The sequence below is a fragment of the Dehalococcoidales bacterium genome (assembly GCA_041656115.1).
Classification (GTDB): Bacteria; Chloroflexota; Dehalococcoidia; order Dehalococcoidales; family UBA5627; genus UBA5627.
This window is the reverse complement of the sequence record JBBAED010000004.1, coordinates 25,208-39,318: the sequence shown is the minus strand read 5'-3', so window position 1 is coordinate 39,318 and position 14,111 is coordinate 25,208. Positions and strand designations below refer to the sequence as shown.

Below are 14,111 nucleotides of genomic sequence, written 5' to 3'. Positions count from 1 at the left end.
TTGTTTAAGAGGGAAATATGTTACTGGCAATTGATATCGGAAACACGGAAATTACGGTTGGTGTATTTGACGGTGAGCAAAAAAAGACAACTTTTCAGCTTACAACTTCAATCCACCGCACCGCCGACGAAAACGCCGTTTTACTGATAAGCGTATTGAAAACGCGCGGTTTGGAGCTGTCGGATATTAATGAAGTCGCTTTATGCAGTGTTGTTCCTCCGCTGACTTCTATTTTTGAAGGAGTGGTCAAAAGATATTTCGGACTTTCGCCGCTTGTTGTCGCCGCGGGGGTCAAAACGGGCATGCGGATTTGTATGGACAATCCGAAAGAAGTCGGTGCCGATCGAATAGCGGATGCGGTTGCCGCCAAACACTTGTACGGCGGTCCGGTAATTATTGTTGATATGGGAACGGCAACTACTTTTGAAATTGTTTCTCAAAGCGGGGATTATATCGGCGGGGCGATTGCGCCGGGGATTCTTTCTTCCTCTGAAGCGCTCTTTCAAAGAGCCGCTATGCTTCCCAGAATTGATCTTACGGTGCCCGGTAAAGTGATTGGCACTAATACCGTAGACGCAATGAAATCGGGTGTATTTTACGGATACGTGGGTTTAGTGGAAAGCATGGTAGCGCGCTTACGGGAGGAAATCGGAGGCAAAGCCAAAGTGATTGCCACCGGCGGTTTTGCCGGGCTGATTGCCAAAGGAACAAAAGCGATTGACGAGGTTAATCCCGACCTGACGCTGGTCGGTCTGAGGCTGATTTACGAAATGAATCGCGAATAACAATCAGATTATCTTGCATGGCCGCGCTGTTAAGGGTAGACTAAAATATCGTCTGTTTGGATGATAATAAAGGCAGAAATATGGATATATTAAAAGATAAAACAATCCTTTTGGGAATAACCGGCGGCGTTTCCGCTTATAAATCTCCGGATATTGCCAGTAAACTTTGCCAATTTGGTGCAAATGTTGACGTCGTTATGACAGAGTCGGCCGCCAAGTTTATTCCCCCCTTAACTCTGCGCAGTATAACCGGCAGGCATGTTTTTACGGATATGTGGGAAGAGGTACCGGGCTTCAAATCCGCTCATGTGGCACTGGCCGAAGCGGCGGATTTAATTTTGATTGCCCCGGCAACCGCTAACAGTATTGCTAAAATTGCTTGCGGGCTGGCCGATGACATACTGAGCTGTACTGTTTTAGCTACCGGAGCACCTGTTGTTTTGGCTCCGGCGATGAACGATAACATGCTTAACAATCCGATAACTCAGAAAAATTTATCCAAACTTAAAGATAGAGGGTTTACCGTTATCGAGCCCGGATTCGGGCATCTTTTATCGGGTAAAATCGGGCAAGGGCGTCTGCCTGAAACGGCGGAAATAATCGATATCATCAAATTGGTATTGGCACGCGGCGGTGATTTTGCAGGTAAACGTATCGTGGTTACCGCAGGCGGTACCCGTGAGGCGATTGACCCCGTGCGTTTTATCGGTAACCGTTCCAGCGGTAAAATGGGGGTTGCCGTTGCCCGGGCGGCGCGCGACAGAGGGGCTGATGTTACCGTTGTAACAACCGTTCCCGTTTATCCTTCGGCAGGGATGGAAATTGTAACCGTTGAATCGGCCGAGGATATGAAACAAGCGGTTGAAAAAGCGGTTGTCGGCGCCGACGCGCTTATTATGGCGGCGGCGGTGGCGGATTATCGTGCCGAGACTATTTGCGGCAGTAAAATTAAAAAGGAAGATGCCGTTATTGAATTAAAAATGGTCAAAACCGCAGATATTCTATCAACCCTTAAGGGTGATTTTATTAGAGTCGGGTTTGCCGCCGAGAGCGAGAACCTGCTTGAAAATGCCAAATTAAAACTTGAGCGTAAAGGGCTTAATTTTATTGTTGCCAACGATATAACCGATAAAGACAGCGGCTTTGGTGCCGATAACAATCGTGTTACAATAATTGACAGAAATAAACAAACCGAAGTACTGCCGCTAATGTCCAAGTGCGAAGTGGCGGACAAGATTTTAGATAAGATTAAAGAAATAATGTAGCTTATTGCGGTAAAACGGAGTGGAATCTGTGAGGGGTAATGCCCCTCTCTTTTAATCACCCGCTTATTCTCTGTCGCGGGAGAATTATTAACAAAAACTTTTAAGGGGCAAGTATGTTTGAATCTGAACAAAACGAGATGCCAAAGGCTTACGAAGCGGCCAAGGTTGAGACTAAGTGGTATGAATATTGGATGAAGCAGGAATACTTCAAACCGAAGATAGACCATAATAAAGAGCCTTTCGTGATTATGATGCCTCCGCCCAATGTTACGGGCGGGTTGCACGTTGGGCATGCCTTAACCGCAACTCTGGAAGATATTATGATCCGTTGGCATCGTATGCTGGGTGAACCGACGTTATGGCTGCCCGGTTTTGACCACGCCGGTATTGCGGCGCAGGTGGTTGTTGAAAGGCAGCTGGCTGCGGAGGGAACCGATAAATATGATATGGGGCGTGAAAAATTCGAAAAAAGAATCTGGGAATGGGCCGGCGAGTGCCATGATACGATTATGCACCAGCACCAGCGCTTGGGTATTTCCTGCGATTGGAGCCGCGAACGCTTTACGCTGGACGAAAGTTTAAGCAAAGCCGTGCGCGAGGCCTTTGTGCGTTTGTACAATAAAGGGTTGATTTACAGAGGGGAACGCATTATCAACCGCTGTCCGCGCTGTGCTACGGCGCTTTCCGACCTTGAAGTTAATCATAAAGACGTTGAAGGTAATCTCTATTACATTCGCTATAAATTAGCCGGCGATGAAGAAAACTACCTGACGGTGGCAACGACGCGCCCCGAAACCCTTTTGGGCGATACTGCCATCGCCATTAATCCGGTCGATGAGAAATTAGCCAAGTTTATCGGTAAAAAGGCGATTGTTCCGGTTGTTAATCGTGAAATTCCGATTGTTGGTGACGAAGCCGTTGATTTGGAGTTTGGTACCGGAGCGGTTAAGGTTACTCCGGCGCACGATCCGGTTGACTTTGAAATCGGGCAAAGGCACAATCTGCCCCTTGTTAATATTTTAAACCCCGACGCCACAATGAACGAAAACGCCGGTCCTTATGTCGGGATGGACCGATTTGAATGCCGCAAAGCAATCATTACCGATCTTGATAAAGACGGCTTATTGGTTAAAATCGAACCCTATAACCATTCAATCGGGCACTGCTTCCGTTGCAATACCGTTGTCGAGCCGATTGCCAGTAAGCAATGGTTTGTAAAAACGGAGCCGCTGGCAAAGCCGGCAATCGAGGCCGTAACCGACGGGCGGATTACAATCCTCCCCGAGCGTTTTACCAAGGTTTATTTGAACTGGATGGAAAATATCCGCGATTGGTGTATATCACGGCAGTTATGGTGGGGGCACCGCATACCGGTCTGGTACTGCAAAGAGTGCGACGCTTTAACGGTTGATAATAAAGACCCTCAGTGTTGCTCAGGCTGCGGTTCATCCGCGATAGAACAAGACCCCGATGTCTTGGATACCTGGTTTAGTTCGGCGCTTTGGCCGCATTCAACTTTGGGCTGGCCCGATGATACGGAAGATTTGCGTTATTTCTACCCCACTTCGGTCCTGGAAACCGCTTACGATATCCTCTTTTTCTGGGTTGCGCGAATGATAATGCTGGGGATTGAAGATACCGGCAATATTCCTTTCCGCACGGTTTATCTGCACGGTTTGGTGCGTGACGAAAAGGGCGAGAAAATGAGTAAAACCAGGGGCAATGTGGTTGATCCCCTTGAACTGATGGATAAGTACGGCACTGATGCCTTGCGCTTTGCGCTTTCTACCGGTATATCACCGGGTAATGATACCAAGATTACCCCCATCAAAATGGAAGCCGGCCGGAACTTCGCCAACAAGATGTGGAATGCCACCCGTTTTGTGTTAAAGAGCATGGAATCCTATAACGGCGATATGAAGATAGAACGGGAATTTCTGCCGCTTGAAGACCGATGGATTTTAAGCCGCTTAAATTCAACCGTTGCCGATGTTGACAGGCTTATGCAGGAATACCAATTCGGCGAAGTACAGCGCCAAATCTACGATTTCCTGTGGGGTGAATTCTGCGATTGGTACATTGAAATCACCAAGGTCAGGTTAAATGCCGCCGAAGGCGTGATTTCCCCCATTCCGGTATTGATTGAAGTCTTGGAAAAATCGCTGCGCTTATTGCATCCGTTTATGCCGTTTATAACGGAAGAACTCTGGCAAAATATTGTTAGCAGGCTTCCCGCGGATAAAACAAGACCCGAATCAATTATGATTGCATCTTATCCCCGCACCGATAAATCACTTGAAGATAAGGCTGCCGAAGAGGTAATGGCTTCGGTAGTTGAAATTATCCGCTCCGTGCGCAATGCCAGAACCGAGTATAAAGTAGAGCAATCAAAGCTGATTGAGGCGATAATATATGCCGGTGAAAAAGAAAAGGAGATTGCCGCTTATGCTTCGGCAATCCAAACGTTGGCAAAGGCCGTTCCGGTTGTAAAAGGCGCAAGAGAAGGGGCGCTGCCCGAAAACGCGTTGGTTATAGCCCTTGAAGGAATCGAAATAGTGATTCCGATGCAAAGTATGGTTGATATTGAAGCTGAGAAAAAGCGTATCGGCAAAGAAATCGAACAATTGGATAACGATGTGGCTCGCCTTAAAAACAGGTTAAGCGATGAAGCATTCCTTACGAAAGCGCCGCCGCAGGTTGTTGATAAAGAAAAAGCGAATCTGGCGGCAAGAGAAGATAAACTGGCAAAACTGAGGGAACACTTATCGCATATCCAAGAATAATCTTCTTTGCACTCCCTTACAATCAGGTTTATAATTACGGGTAGAGGCAGTATGAGCCTGTTCTACCCGTAATGTTTTTGCGTTGAACCCAATCGCATAATCCTTAATCTGCCGTCTGGCGGAAACCCCGTCTGCACCTGATTTTACGAGAGGCAAATTTTGATGGTTAACAAAAAAGAAATTCAAAAACAAATCATAAATGCCGTTGAAACGGTAAAACAAACCAATCCGGTGGTTGGCTCAATTACGAATGCCGTTTCGATTAATTTTGTTGCCAATGCCCAACTTGCCGTCGGCGGTTCCGCCGCGATGGTTTATTTACCCGAAGAGGGTGAGATTTTAGCCGGTTTGGGTGAGGCGACTTATATCAATATGGGGACGCTTATCCCGATTTACGAGCAGACACTGCCGAGGGTTGCCAAGTTATTGCATGAAACCGGGAAACACTGGGTTTTAGACCCGGTGGCAATCGGGATTGGCTCTTTTCGGTCGCAGGTATTGGCACAGTTTAAAGAATATAAGCCGTCCGTTATCAGGGGCAACGCTTCCGAGATTATTGCCTTAGCCGGTTTATGGGGTCTGGAGGGCGGTTCCGGGAAATCCCGCGTTCGCGGGGTTGATTCTACGGATGCGGTTGTTTCCGCCAAATCAGCGGCTGTTGCTCTCGCAAAGTGGACCGGAGGTGCCGTTGCGGTATCGGGAGAAACGGATTTAATTACCGACGGCAATTTAACGGTTTATTCTTATGGCGGGTCGCACTTGATGGAAAAAATCACCGGCGGGGGGTGTTCCCTGGGCGGGGTCGTTACGGTCTATTTGGCGGTTACCGCTCCTTTGATTGCCGCACTTACCGCTTCTGCGGCGTATAATCTGGCGGGTAAAATTGCCGAAAAAGAGGCAAACGGACCGGCAAGTTTTCAGATTTGTTTCCTTGACGAATTACATAAGGCAACCGCAGAGGAAATTGCCGCCAATCCGTTTGAAATTGAGGAGGTCTAATTATGAATACATTGGTTGCGGTGGCGATTGCGCCTTTCGGGGTCGGCGACGAGCTTGCGCCTGAGGTAGCCGAGGTGATTAGGGTAATCCGCAAATCCGGGTTACCGAATCGTACAAGCGCGATGTTTACCGAAATTGAAGGCGAGTGGGACGAGGTGATGCAAGTTGTTAAAGAAGCGACGTTTGTTCTTGCTTCAAAAGGCATTCGCACGGAGGTTGTTTTGAAGGCCGATGTACGCCCGGGGTTTTCAAACACCATCAATGCCAAAGTGGATAAAATAAACGTTATTCTGGCGGAAGATAATGAAGGGCAGTAAAAAATTCGACCTTTCGGCCTATTTGGTAATCGGGCCGGAAAATACCAAAGGGCGCCCCATTATCCCGATTATTAAAGATGCCGTTGAAGCGATGTTTACTTGTGTGCAGATTCGTTCTAAAACCGCTTCGGCACGTGATTTAATAGAGATAACCTGCAAAGCCTCTGATGTAATCGCACAATCCGGAAGGGCAGATGAAATTACTTTACTGGTGGATGACCGCCTTGATGTTGTATTGGCTGCCAGAAAGCAGGGCGCCAAAGTTGACGGAATCCATGTAGGGCAAGCTGATATTCCGGTTGATGTATGCCGTTACTATTTAGGGAAAGATTCAATTATCGGCTTATCGGCGAGAACGCATCAGTTATTTGAGTATATCCAAACGGCGGATGTTTCCGATATTGATTACTTCGGTGCCGGTCCGTTACGCGAAACAACAACCAAGCCCGATTGCGGTATCGGCGCGGACGGTAAGATAATTACGAGGAGCTTGGAAGAAATTGCCAAACTGGCAAGGATAAGCCTGATTCCGGTGGTGGTGGGGGGCGGGGTTAAATCGGCCGATATTCCGGCGCTCGCCCAAACGGGGGTCGGCGGTTTTTTTGTTGTTACGGCGGTTACCGGGGCGGATAACCCCAAGCTTGCCGCCTTAGAACTTGTTCAAAAATGGCGGGAATATCGCTAGGCTAAGATATTACACCATAATTAAGGGTTATCCATCGTATTAGCAGTTTGCGGCGCGTACGTTTGCACTCATTCACACATACAGCGTAAAATGATATAATTAAAGATGACTATAAAAACAATTGCCACTAATCGTAAGGCTTACCACGATTATAATATTTTAGAAAAATTTGAGGCCGGGATAGTGCTGACCGGAACGGAGATAAAATCCATCCGTTCGGGAAGGGTTAACCTCGGACAGGCCTTTGTTAAGCCCGAGCGCGGAGAGATTTGGCTTATTAACGCCCATATTGCGCGCTACGAATCCGGCAGTTACATGAGCCACGAGCCGACGCGCACGCGCAAGTTGCTTCTGCACCGTAAAGAAATCAGAAATCTGATTGCCAAAACAAGCGAAAAGGGCTCGACATTGGTACCGTTAAGCCTGTATATTAAAGGGCATGTTGCCAAAGTTCAAATTGCGCTGGCAAAGGGTAAAAAGCAATACGATAAACGCCAGGCGATTATCCAGCGTGATGCTGAAAGAGAAATGGACCGGACGATTAAAAACCGGAAAAGATTATAATTTAACAGTTGAATATGGGGACGCAAGGTTTCGACAGTAAAGGTTAGTTACTGGATTGCAGGTTGAGATTGTCGCAGCTCTCATTAAAAAGGTGGCAAAAACATAAATGGCGAACCTGAAATGGTTCTCGCTGGCTAAAAACAGCTAGCGCATCCAACTCTACCTCACCCCGGCGGGTAGGGATTGGGTGTCGAGATGTCGGGGTGCCGTTAACCGAATGCCGATACGAGTAACGAAAGATCCATCGGCTGGCCTTACCGAACTCGGTTAGCAGAGGCCGGTAAGGTGAGCTTAATCTGCTAACTAAACCTGTAGTATATTCAGGACAGTCTTTATTGGACGGGGAGTTCGATTCTCCCCCGTCTCCACCAAACGTATATTCCACGCCCAGGCGTGTAACCCCTTTGTTTTTGGCCTGAAATAAAAAATAGACCTGTCAATATCAAATCTTACCTGCCTCAAGGTATCATCTCATTTTTAATTCGCTCTTTTATTGCGCTCTTTTTTCCAAAATCGGTATTGCAATCTGCGGACGGATACGGGAAATCTTCTCAATCTGATTAGCCCGAACGTCTTTATCTTATTTTTAATAATTATCTTTGCATCAATCTGTTCTCCACCCATGCAAATCCCGTAAAAATTGTGCTAGAATTACGCATCCTTTTTAAAACGGAGATATCTTTTTGATTGTGATAATAAACGATACCGAGAACCGGAATGGCAGATGAAATAAATCGAGACGGGCACCGAAAAAGATTACGCGAGAGATTTATTACGTCCGGGCTTACAGGGTTTGCCGACTACGAAATTATCGAGTTGTTGCTTACTTTGGGCTCCCCCAGAAAGGATTGCAAGCAACAGGCCAAAGAAGCGATCAAAAAGTTTAAAACACTGCGGGGCGTTTTGGAAGCCTCCCCCGAGGAATTGCAACAAATAAGCGGCATCGGTCCGCATAATTCGTTCGGAATTGCCTTTGTTCATGAAGTAGCCAAACAATACCTTAAAGATCGTGTAATCGAAAAACAATCCCTTTCTTCCTCTCAAGAAGTCTTTGATTATCTTTATCATTCAATGAGCGGCTTAAAAAAAGAAATCTTTAAGGTGTTCTATCTAAACAGCCAGAATCAAATAATTGCAATCGAGGATTTGTTCCAAGGCACGGTTGACAGCAGTGTGGTTCATATCCGCGAAGTAATCGAAAGCGCCATCAAACACAAAGCTGTTTCGATGATATTTGCTCATAACCACCCCTCCGGTAACCCCACCCCCAGCCGGAGCGACAAGGATTTGACGCGCGATTTGGTAATGGCGGCCGGAACAGTCGGGTTGAAGGTTTTAGACCATATTGTAATCGGTGAGAATAAGTATTATAGTTTTAGCGGTGAGGGTTTAATTTGCCGTTACGAAGAGGGATTCTTGGAACTTAAAGCAAGGAGCCTCAACGAACCTTAGTTTTTAAAAATTGCCTTACCGGAAAGGTTGGTAAACGAAATGAAGAGGATACTGGTGATGGTTACTTTAATAGCGGCGTTTTTAGCGGCAGCGGTCGGCTGCGGCGGAGAAAATATCAAAACGTACACTAATACCGGCGATACGATAGAAGTAAAAGTAAACGGTGAATTTGTGATTGCCCTTGATTCCAACCCGACCACCGGTTATTCGTGGATGCCTGTTTATCAAAATGCGGAATTCGAACTGGTTGCCGATAACTACGAACAAGATCCAACAGACGGAATGGTACTCGGTGCCGGCGGAACGCAATATCTCCGCTTTAAGGCCTTAAAAGAAGGTGTTTTTAAAATCACCTTGAATTATCAGCGGGCCATTGGCGGTGAAGCGGATAATAAAGCTGTTTTTAATATTAACGTTTCCTAAACAGAACGGTTCAGTTGGAATGCGGGCTTAAATGCGTTTTACGGCGATTCGATATCTGTTGTGTTGTTTCCCCACTTATCACATTAGCCCTTGGCTTATTTTGAATTACAAAGCCTCCGGGGCTATTCTGAGGAGGTGGCCGTGCCGGTTTTAAGGCATTATTATTTGCGGATATCTCTGGCCAGTGTAAAACCCCAAACGGAAACGGCACCTGCTGACTTTAGCGCTTGTGCGCAGGCATCCAAAGTTGCACAAGACGTTGCCACATCATCAATCAACAGTACTCTTTTCCCCACTGTGTCGTTATTAAGACAAGAAAAGGCATCGGTAAGGTTAACATACCTTTCATCTCTCCCTTTTGTCATGGCTTGTGCAGGGGTCTGTCTAATGCGAATAAGACATTTTGTATTAACCGGCAAACTCGTAATTTTTCCAATTTCCTTAGCCAGTAACTCGGATTGATTATAGCCGCGTTCGCGCAGTTTTTTGAAGTGCAAGGGTACAGGCATAATAATGTCATAGGGCAAAGGATTTTTTGCAAGGTAATCCGCCATTACGGATGCCAAAGGGATGGCAATGGCCCTAAGGTTGCGGTATTTTAATTGATGCACGGCGGAACGAATAATGCCTTCGTAGCGCAGCGGGGCGCGAACCCCGTCGATAACCGGTTTGAATGTCGGGCAGCTTGTACAAGGTTTGTCAATGGGTTTGTCAACACCGCAAAAGGAGCATACCGGCGCCGATATCCATTGCAGTTGGGCGCGGCAATCCTGGCATATCAGATTACCTTCTTTACCGCATTCAATACAGCGCAAAGGGAACAGCAAATCCAGCGCTATCCGTTTGAATTTGCCTAAGATAGGTAACATTTGAAAATTTTGATTTGCGGTTGGTTTTATAATTAACCTTGTCGTGAGCGGCTGTTAGCACCGCTGAAGATCGGTTCGTTAATATAAATATCCCCGTTTCTGATTTTCAGATTGTAACCGCAATCGGGATTGGTGCAGACCCATGCTTTGTAGGTAATGGATGCACCTTGTCCGCCGAAATCAGAAAGGGGTACTAAATTTCCGTTAGCGCATTTTTGACATTTTGGATAGTTGAATTGTTCCACGAAATCCACCTCCCGGCCAATTTATTGCTAAGAGTATACATCAGTTAATAATTTTTTTACAAGGTTAACGATGGGCTAACGATTGTAATCAGCGCCCGTAAAGTTTGCTTTATGTAGCCTGTTATAAATTGCGCCCTGCGGTGTCAGCGTGCTTTGCATTAGGCTGATATCGGCTGCCTCAAATGTGTAACTGATGTTAGCGCTGCTTTTTTGAACAAGCTCACCGAATTTTTGGCGTTCACTCTCAGATACGTGCATGCCAATGCGCCCCAGCGTTAAATGCGGTTTAAAGGCCTTTTTTTCAGGCGGGAAACCGATTTTTTCTGCCTCGGATTCAAGGCTGAGGTAGAGTTTGTCCAGGGTGTCCGAGGCTCCTTCCAGCCCCACCCAGACTACCTGTATCCTCCGGCTGTTGGGGAATGCTCCCAGCTCCCCAACGCATAAACTAAAGGGGCTTATTTTTCTTGCGGCTTCGTCCATCGCACTTGCGATTAGGTTTACGTTTGTTTTTTCGATATCACCAAGAAATTTTAGGGTCAAGTGAATGCTGTCAGGTGAAACCCATTTGACGCACGAGGTGTTTGCTTTTAGTTTCTCCTGTAATTTAGCAAGTTCTTCTTTTAGGCTTTGCGGGAGTTCAATGGCAATAAAGGCACGTATTATTTCCAAATTAGTTAATCCTTAGCAGATTACGCGCGTTTTCTCCGAGTATTTTCATTTTTGTAATATCCGGTAAATCCTCTAAAAGTATTTCTTTGATAACACGGGATTGGGGCATTAAGGGATAATCACTCCCGAAAAGGATTTTATCCTCCCCGATAATTGCGCTAACCTGTTTATAGATTGCCGGTTTGTAAAGAAAAGGTGAAGCGGCCGAATCAAAATAAACGTTTTCCATTGCAATTTCAACCTCGGGCATCAGCGCATAAAAAGGTAACCCCCCTCCCCAATGGGCGCAGACAATTGTCAGTTCGGGGTGGTTGTAAATCAAAGAATAAAGCATATGCGGCGTTACGGTTCCCTTCCCCGCGTATTGGTGCCCGACCGGCTCGGAGCTGTGGGTAAGCAGAATCATATTGTTTTTAACCAGCGCATCCGCAAGGGGTTGTGTAAAGTCTTTGTCGGCGATATCCAGCATTTGGACATCCGGTCTTAATTCCCCCACCCCGCGCATACCACCGGCGGCACAACGGTTGATTTCTTCGATTGCCTCCCCCATTGACAAGGGCTGGACACTGCAAAAACCGATTAGCCTGTCGGGGTATTTTTGGATTGATTCGAGAATATAATTATTGGTTTCAACACAAAGTTCATGGGTTGTCCAGCCTATATTTTGCACCACCGAGATATCCACCTTGCAATCGTCCATGCTTGCGATAAGCTCTTCGGCGGTAATCAGTTTTGCTTTCGGGTTACTGTAGAGCGTGCCGAAGCAGTGGTCGGTTTGACCGTAATAATCGCGGTTATTTATTATCTGCGGCGGGAATATATGCGTATGAAAATCAATAATCATAATTGAGATGATAATAACAGAACGGGGGTTGAAGCACAATCCCTGTTTTCGAATTGTCCGCCCGTCTGTTTTGTTAGGCCTGTCTTAACGTCTTTATAATTTCACCCAGTTTCGGTGTTTTGCCGTGCATCAAAAGGAATGTGCGGAATATCTTGGCGGCCAGCAAAATTGAGCCAAAAATGGCAGCGACCATAATTGCAATGCTTACGCCCAGTTCCCAGATCGGGATATCAATAACCGCCATTCGCATTATAACCGTTATTGGGGCGGTTATTGGGAAGAAGGTGAGGAATTGTGCTAAAGCGCCCGCCGGTGACTCCAGAATCTGAATCATAAAGAAAAACGGGACTACTGCCATAAGGGTAAAGATTGTCGAAAATTGTTGGCTTTCACGGGCGGTAGCGCCGATGGAACCGGCACCGGCCATAATGATGGCAAATAAAAGATAACCCGTCACAAAATAAATAAGGCTGACAATCAAATAATCGGTTGGAATTGAGAGCCCGCTTAATATCCCGCCGATTGAAGTCGAGGCCATATCGGCAAGGATTCTGGCGGAAACAAGCCAGACCCCAATCTGAATCAGCCCGGCACACCCCAACCCGAGCACTTTACCGGTAATAAGCTGTGTTGACGAAACCGAGGATAATAAGATTTCCATTACCCTGTTTTCTTTTTCCTCCCCCAGCCCTTGGAGTAAAAAGCCGGAAGAAGTAAAGATTGCCATAACTAATAATAAGCTGAAAATATAAGGGATAATAACCGAGGCAAATCCGCCTTGCTGGTCGGAAACCTCACCACCGGATGAAAGAGTAAAGTTACTTAGGAAAAGGGGGTAAGCCACTCGGTTGGCGATGCTGCTATCGACTTTCCCTTCCAGAATGTTATTAAGCAGAAACATTTCAATAGTGTTGTAAACTTCGTAAGGGACATCGACTTCTCTGGAAAAGGTATATCTTAATATATTGCCGTTAGCCATGTAATCCCGGGGAATAACAAAAAATTGGCTGATTAAACCGTTTGACATATTATCAAAAGCGCTTTGCCAATCTTCCTGCGGAACAAGCGTTACGTTGCCGTATGTTAAATTACCGTTAAAATCCCCCGGCTCATCGACATAACCGATTCTGATATCATTAACGGGGCCTTCTTCGGCGCTCTGGAAAAAGCCAATCCCGCCGATTACCAAAAGCCCCAACAGCGGGAAAGCAACCGTAACCAAAATAAACGATTTCCTTTTTACGGTGTTTAACAGTTCGCGCTTGAAAATGGTTTTTATTTTACCCATTGCCGTCTCCGTTCGCTCCTGCTATGCGGATAAAGATTTCATGCAGGCTCGGCGTCCCGACTTCAAAGCGGGTTACCATTACTTTTTTATCAAGCAGTTGTTGCAGCAAATCTTGCGGTAGCGTTTTTGAATCAAGGAAAAATTCGGTGTAGCCGTCTTTTTGGCGGCTTTCGGTGACCCCTTTTAAGGTACCGGCTTCCCCTTCGTAAGCAATAAAAACAGAGTTGGCGCGGTATTTGCGCTTGATTTCATTTAAGTTACCGTAAAGAACCTCAGCCCCTTTGTTAATCATAAAAAGGCGGTCGCAAAGTTCTTCAACCTGGCTCATCTGATGCGTACTGAAAATGATTGATTTGCCTTCCTCTTTGAGTTCTAAAATCAACCCTTTCAGAATTTCGGTGTTAACCGGATCCAACCCCGAAAACGGTTCGTCTAAAATTATCAAGGCCGGGTTGTGAATCACGGTTACCAAAAACTGAATAAGCTGCCCCATGCCGCGGCTCATTTCCTCGATTTTTTTGTTTTTGTGAGGGAGCATTCCGACACGGTTTAGCATTTCTTCGATGCGTTTATCGGATACGGCATTGCCTTTAAGCGACGCCATATATTTTAAGGTTTCCGTAACGGTTTGTTTTTTATACAAACCCCTTTCTTCGGGGAGATAGCCGATTTTGTTTTTGGTTTCTTCGCGGAACTTTTCACCGAGAATGTAAACCTCGCCCGAATCCGGTTTGATAATATCCATCATCATACGGATAGAAGTGGTCTTACCGGCGCCGTTAGGGCCGATAAGACCAAAAATCTCGCCTTTTTCAACGGAAAAAGAAACATCGGAAACCACTGTTTTTTTGCCGTACGTCTTATAAATATTATTTACTTGTACGGCTACAGCCGTTCCTTTGCCGTTATTTTGCATAGTTTTA

The 14,111-nt window shown here is 46.2% G+C and carries 15 protein-coding genes and 1 other RNA gene; 10 read left to right on the top strand and 6 right to left on the bottom strand.

Annotated features, from left to right (window positions below; translation table 11 throughout):
* The first annotated feature begins 17 nt into the window (after positions 1-17).
* The 10 genes from WC958_03520 (at position 18) to WC958_03475 (ending at position 9,273) form a co-directional block, all read left to right on the top strand.
* Positions 18-785, top strand: a complete 768-nt coding sequence (locus tag WC958_03520; GenBank protein MFA5629305.1) for a type III pantothenate kinase — start codon at positions 18-20, stop codon at positions 783-785.
* Positions 786-865: 80 nt separating this feature from the next.
* Positions 866-2,050 carry a bifunctional phosphopantothenoylcysteine decarboxylase/phosphopantothenate--cysteine ligase CoaBC gene (gene coaBC, locus WC958_03515; GenBank protein ID MFA5629304.1) on the top strand — a complete coding sequence of 395 codons (1,185 nt, stop codon included), beginning with the start codon at positions 866-868 and terminating at the stop codon, positions 2,048-2,050.
* Positions 2,051-2,163: 113 nt separating this feature from the next.
* Complete coding sequence (locus WC958_03510) at positions 2,164-4,833, top strand: valine--tRNA ligase (GenBank protein MFA5629303.1); 2,670 nt, start codon at positions 2,164-2,166, stop codon at positions 4,831-4,833.
* Between the two features lie 162 nt (positions 4,834-4,995).
* Positions 4,996-5,832: a hydroxyethylthiazole kinase gene (thiM, locus tag WC958_03505; protein ID MFA5629302.1), complete on the top strand. Its 837-nt coding sequence runs from the start codon at positions 4,996-4,998 to the stop codon at positions 5,830-5,832.
* Positions 5,833-5,834: 2 nt separating this feature from the next.
* On the top strand, positions 5,835-6,149 hold the full coding sequence (locus tag WC958_03500) for a thiamine-binding protein (GenBank protein MFA5629301.1): 315 nt from the start codon (positions 5,835-5,837) through the stop codon (positions 6,147-6,149).
* Positions 6,136-6,834 carry a thiamine phosphate synthase gene (locus tag WC958_03495; GenBank protein ID MFA5629300.1) on the top strand — a complete coding sequence of 233 codons (699 nt, stop codon included), beginning with the start codon at positions 6,136-6,138 and terminating at the stop codon, positions 6,832-6,834. The genes WC958_03500 and WC958_03495 overlap by 14 nt, the downstream gene beginning before the upstream one ends.
* Before the next feature lie 105 nt (positions 6,835-6,939).
* Positions 6,940-7,398, top strand: a complete 459-nt coding sequence (smpB, locus tag WC958_03490) for an SsrA-binding protein SmpB (GenBank protein ID MFA5629299.1) — start codon at positions 6,940-6,942, stop codon at positions 7,396-7,398.
* A gap of 16 nt (positions 7,399-7,414) precedes the next feature.
* Positions 7,415-7,769: a transfer-messenger RNA gene (gene ssrA, locus WC958_03485) on the top strand.
* A 346-nt stretch (positions 7,770-8,115) separates the two neighbouring features.
* Complete coding sequence (gene radC / locus WC958_03480) at positions 8,116-8,850, top strand: DNA repair protein RadC (GenBank protein ID MFA5629298.1); 735 nt, start codon at positions 8,116-8,118, stop codon at positions 8,848-8,850.
* 39 nt (positions 8,851-8,889) lie between these two features.
* A complete protein-coding gene (locus tag WC958_03475; protein ID MFA5629297.1) occupies positions 8,890-9,273 on the top strand; it encodes a protease inhibitor I42 family protein in 384 nt (127 codons plus the stop codon).
* Between the two features lie 161 nt (positions 9,274-9,434).
* Here the strand turns inward: WC958_03475 and WC958_03470 are convergent, their stop codons facing one another.
* The 6 genes from WC958_03470 to WC958_03445 form a co-directional block, all read right to left on the bottom strand.
* On the bottom strand, positions 9,435-10,142 hold the full coding sequence (locus WC958_03470; protein MFA5629296.1) for a ComF family protein: 708 nt from the start codon (positions 10,140-10,142) through the stop codon (positions 9,435-9,437).
* Between the two features lie 32 nt (positions 10,143-10,174).
* Entirely contained in the window at positions 10,175-10,387 is a 213-nt protein-coding gene (locus WC958_03465; protein MFA5629295.1) for a hypothetical protein, read from the bottom strand.
* Between the two features lie 75 nt (positions 10,388-10,462).
* On the bottom strand, positions 10,463-11,056 hold the full coding sequence (thpR, locus tag WC958_03460) for an RNA 2',3'-cyclic phosphodiesterase (GenBank protein ID MFA5629294.1): 594 nt from the start codon (positions 11,054-11,056) through the stop codon (positions 10,463-10,465).
* 1 nt (position 11,057) lies between these two features.
* Positions 11,058-11,900, bottom strand: coding sequence for an amidohydrolase family protein (locus WC958_03455; GenBank protein ID MFA5629293.1), 843 nt, complete (start codon positions 11,898-11,900; stop codon positions 11,058-11,060).
* A gap of 73 nt (positions 11,901-11,973) precedes the next feature.
* Positions 11,974-13,188: an ABC transporter permease gene (locus WC958_03450; protein ID MFA5629292.1), complete on the bottom strand. Its 1,215-nt coding sequence runs from the start codon at positions 13,186-13,188 to the stop codon at positions 11,974-11,976.
* Positions 13,181-14,104 carry an ATP-binding cassette domain-containing protein gene (locus WC958_03445; GenBank protein ID MFA5629291.1) on the bottom strand — a complete coding sequence of 308 codons (924 nt, stop codon included), beginning with the start codon at positions 14,102-14,104 and terminating at the stop codon, positions 13,181-13,183. The genes WC958_03450 and WC958_03445 overlap by 8 nt, the downstream gene beginning before the upstream one ends.
* Positions 14,105-14,111: the final 7 nt, after the last annotated feature.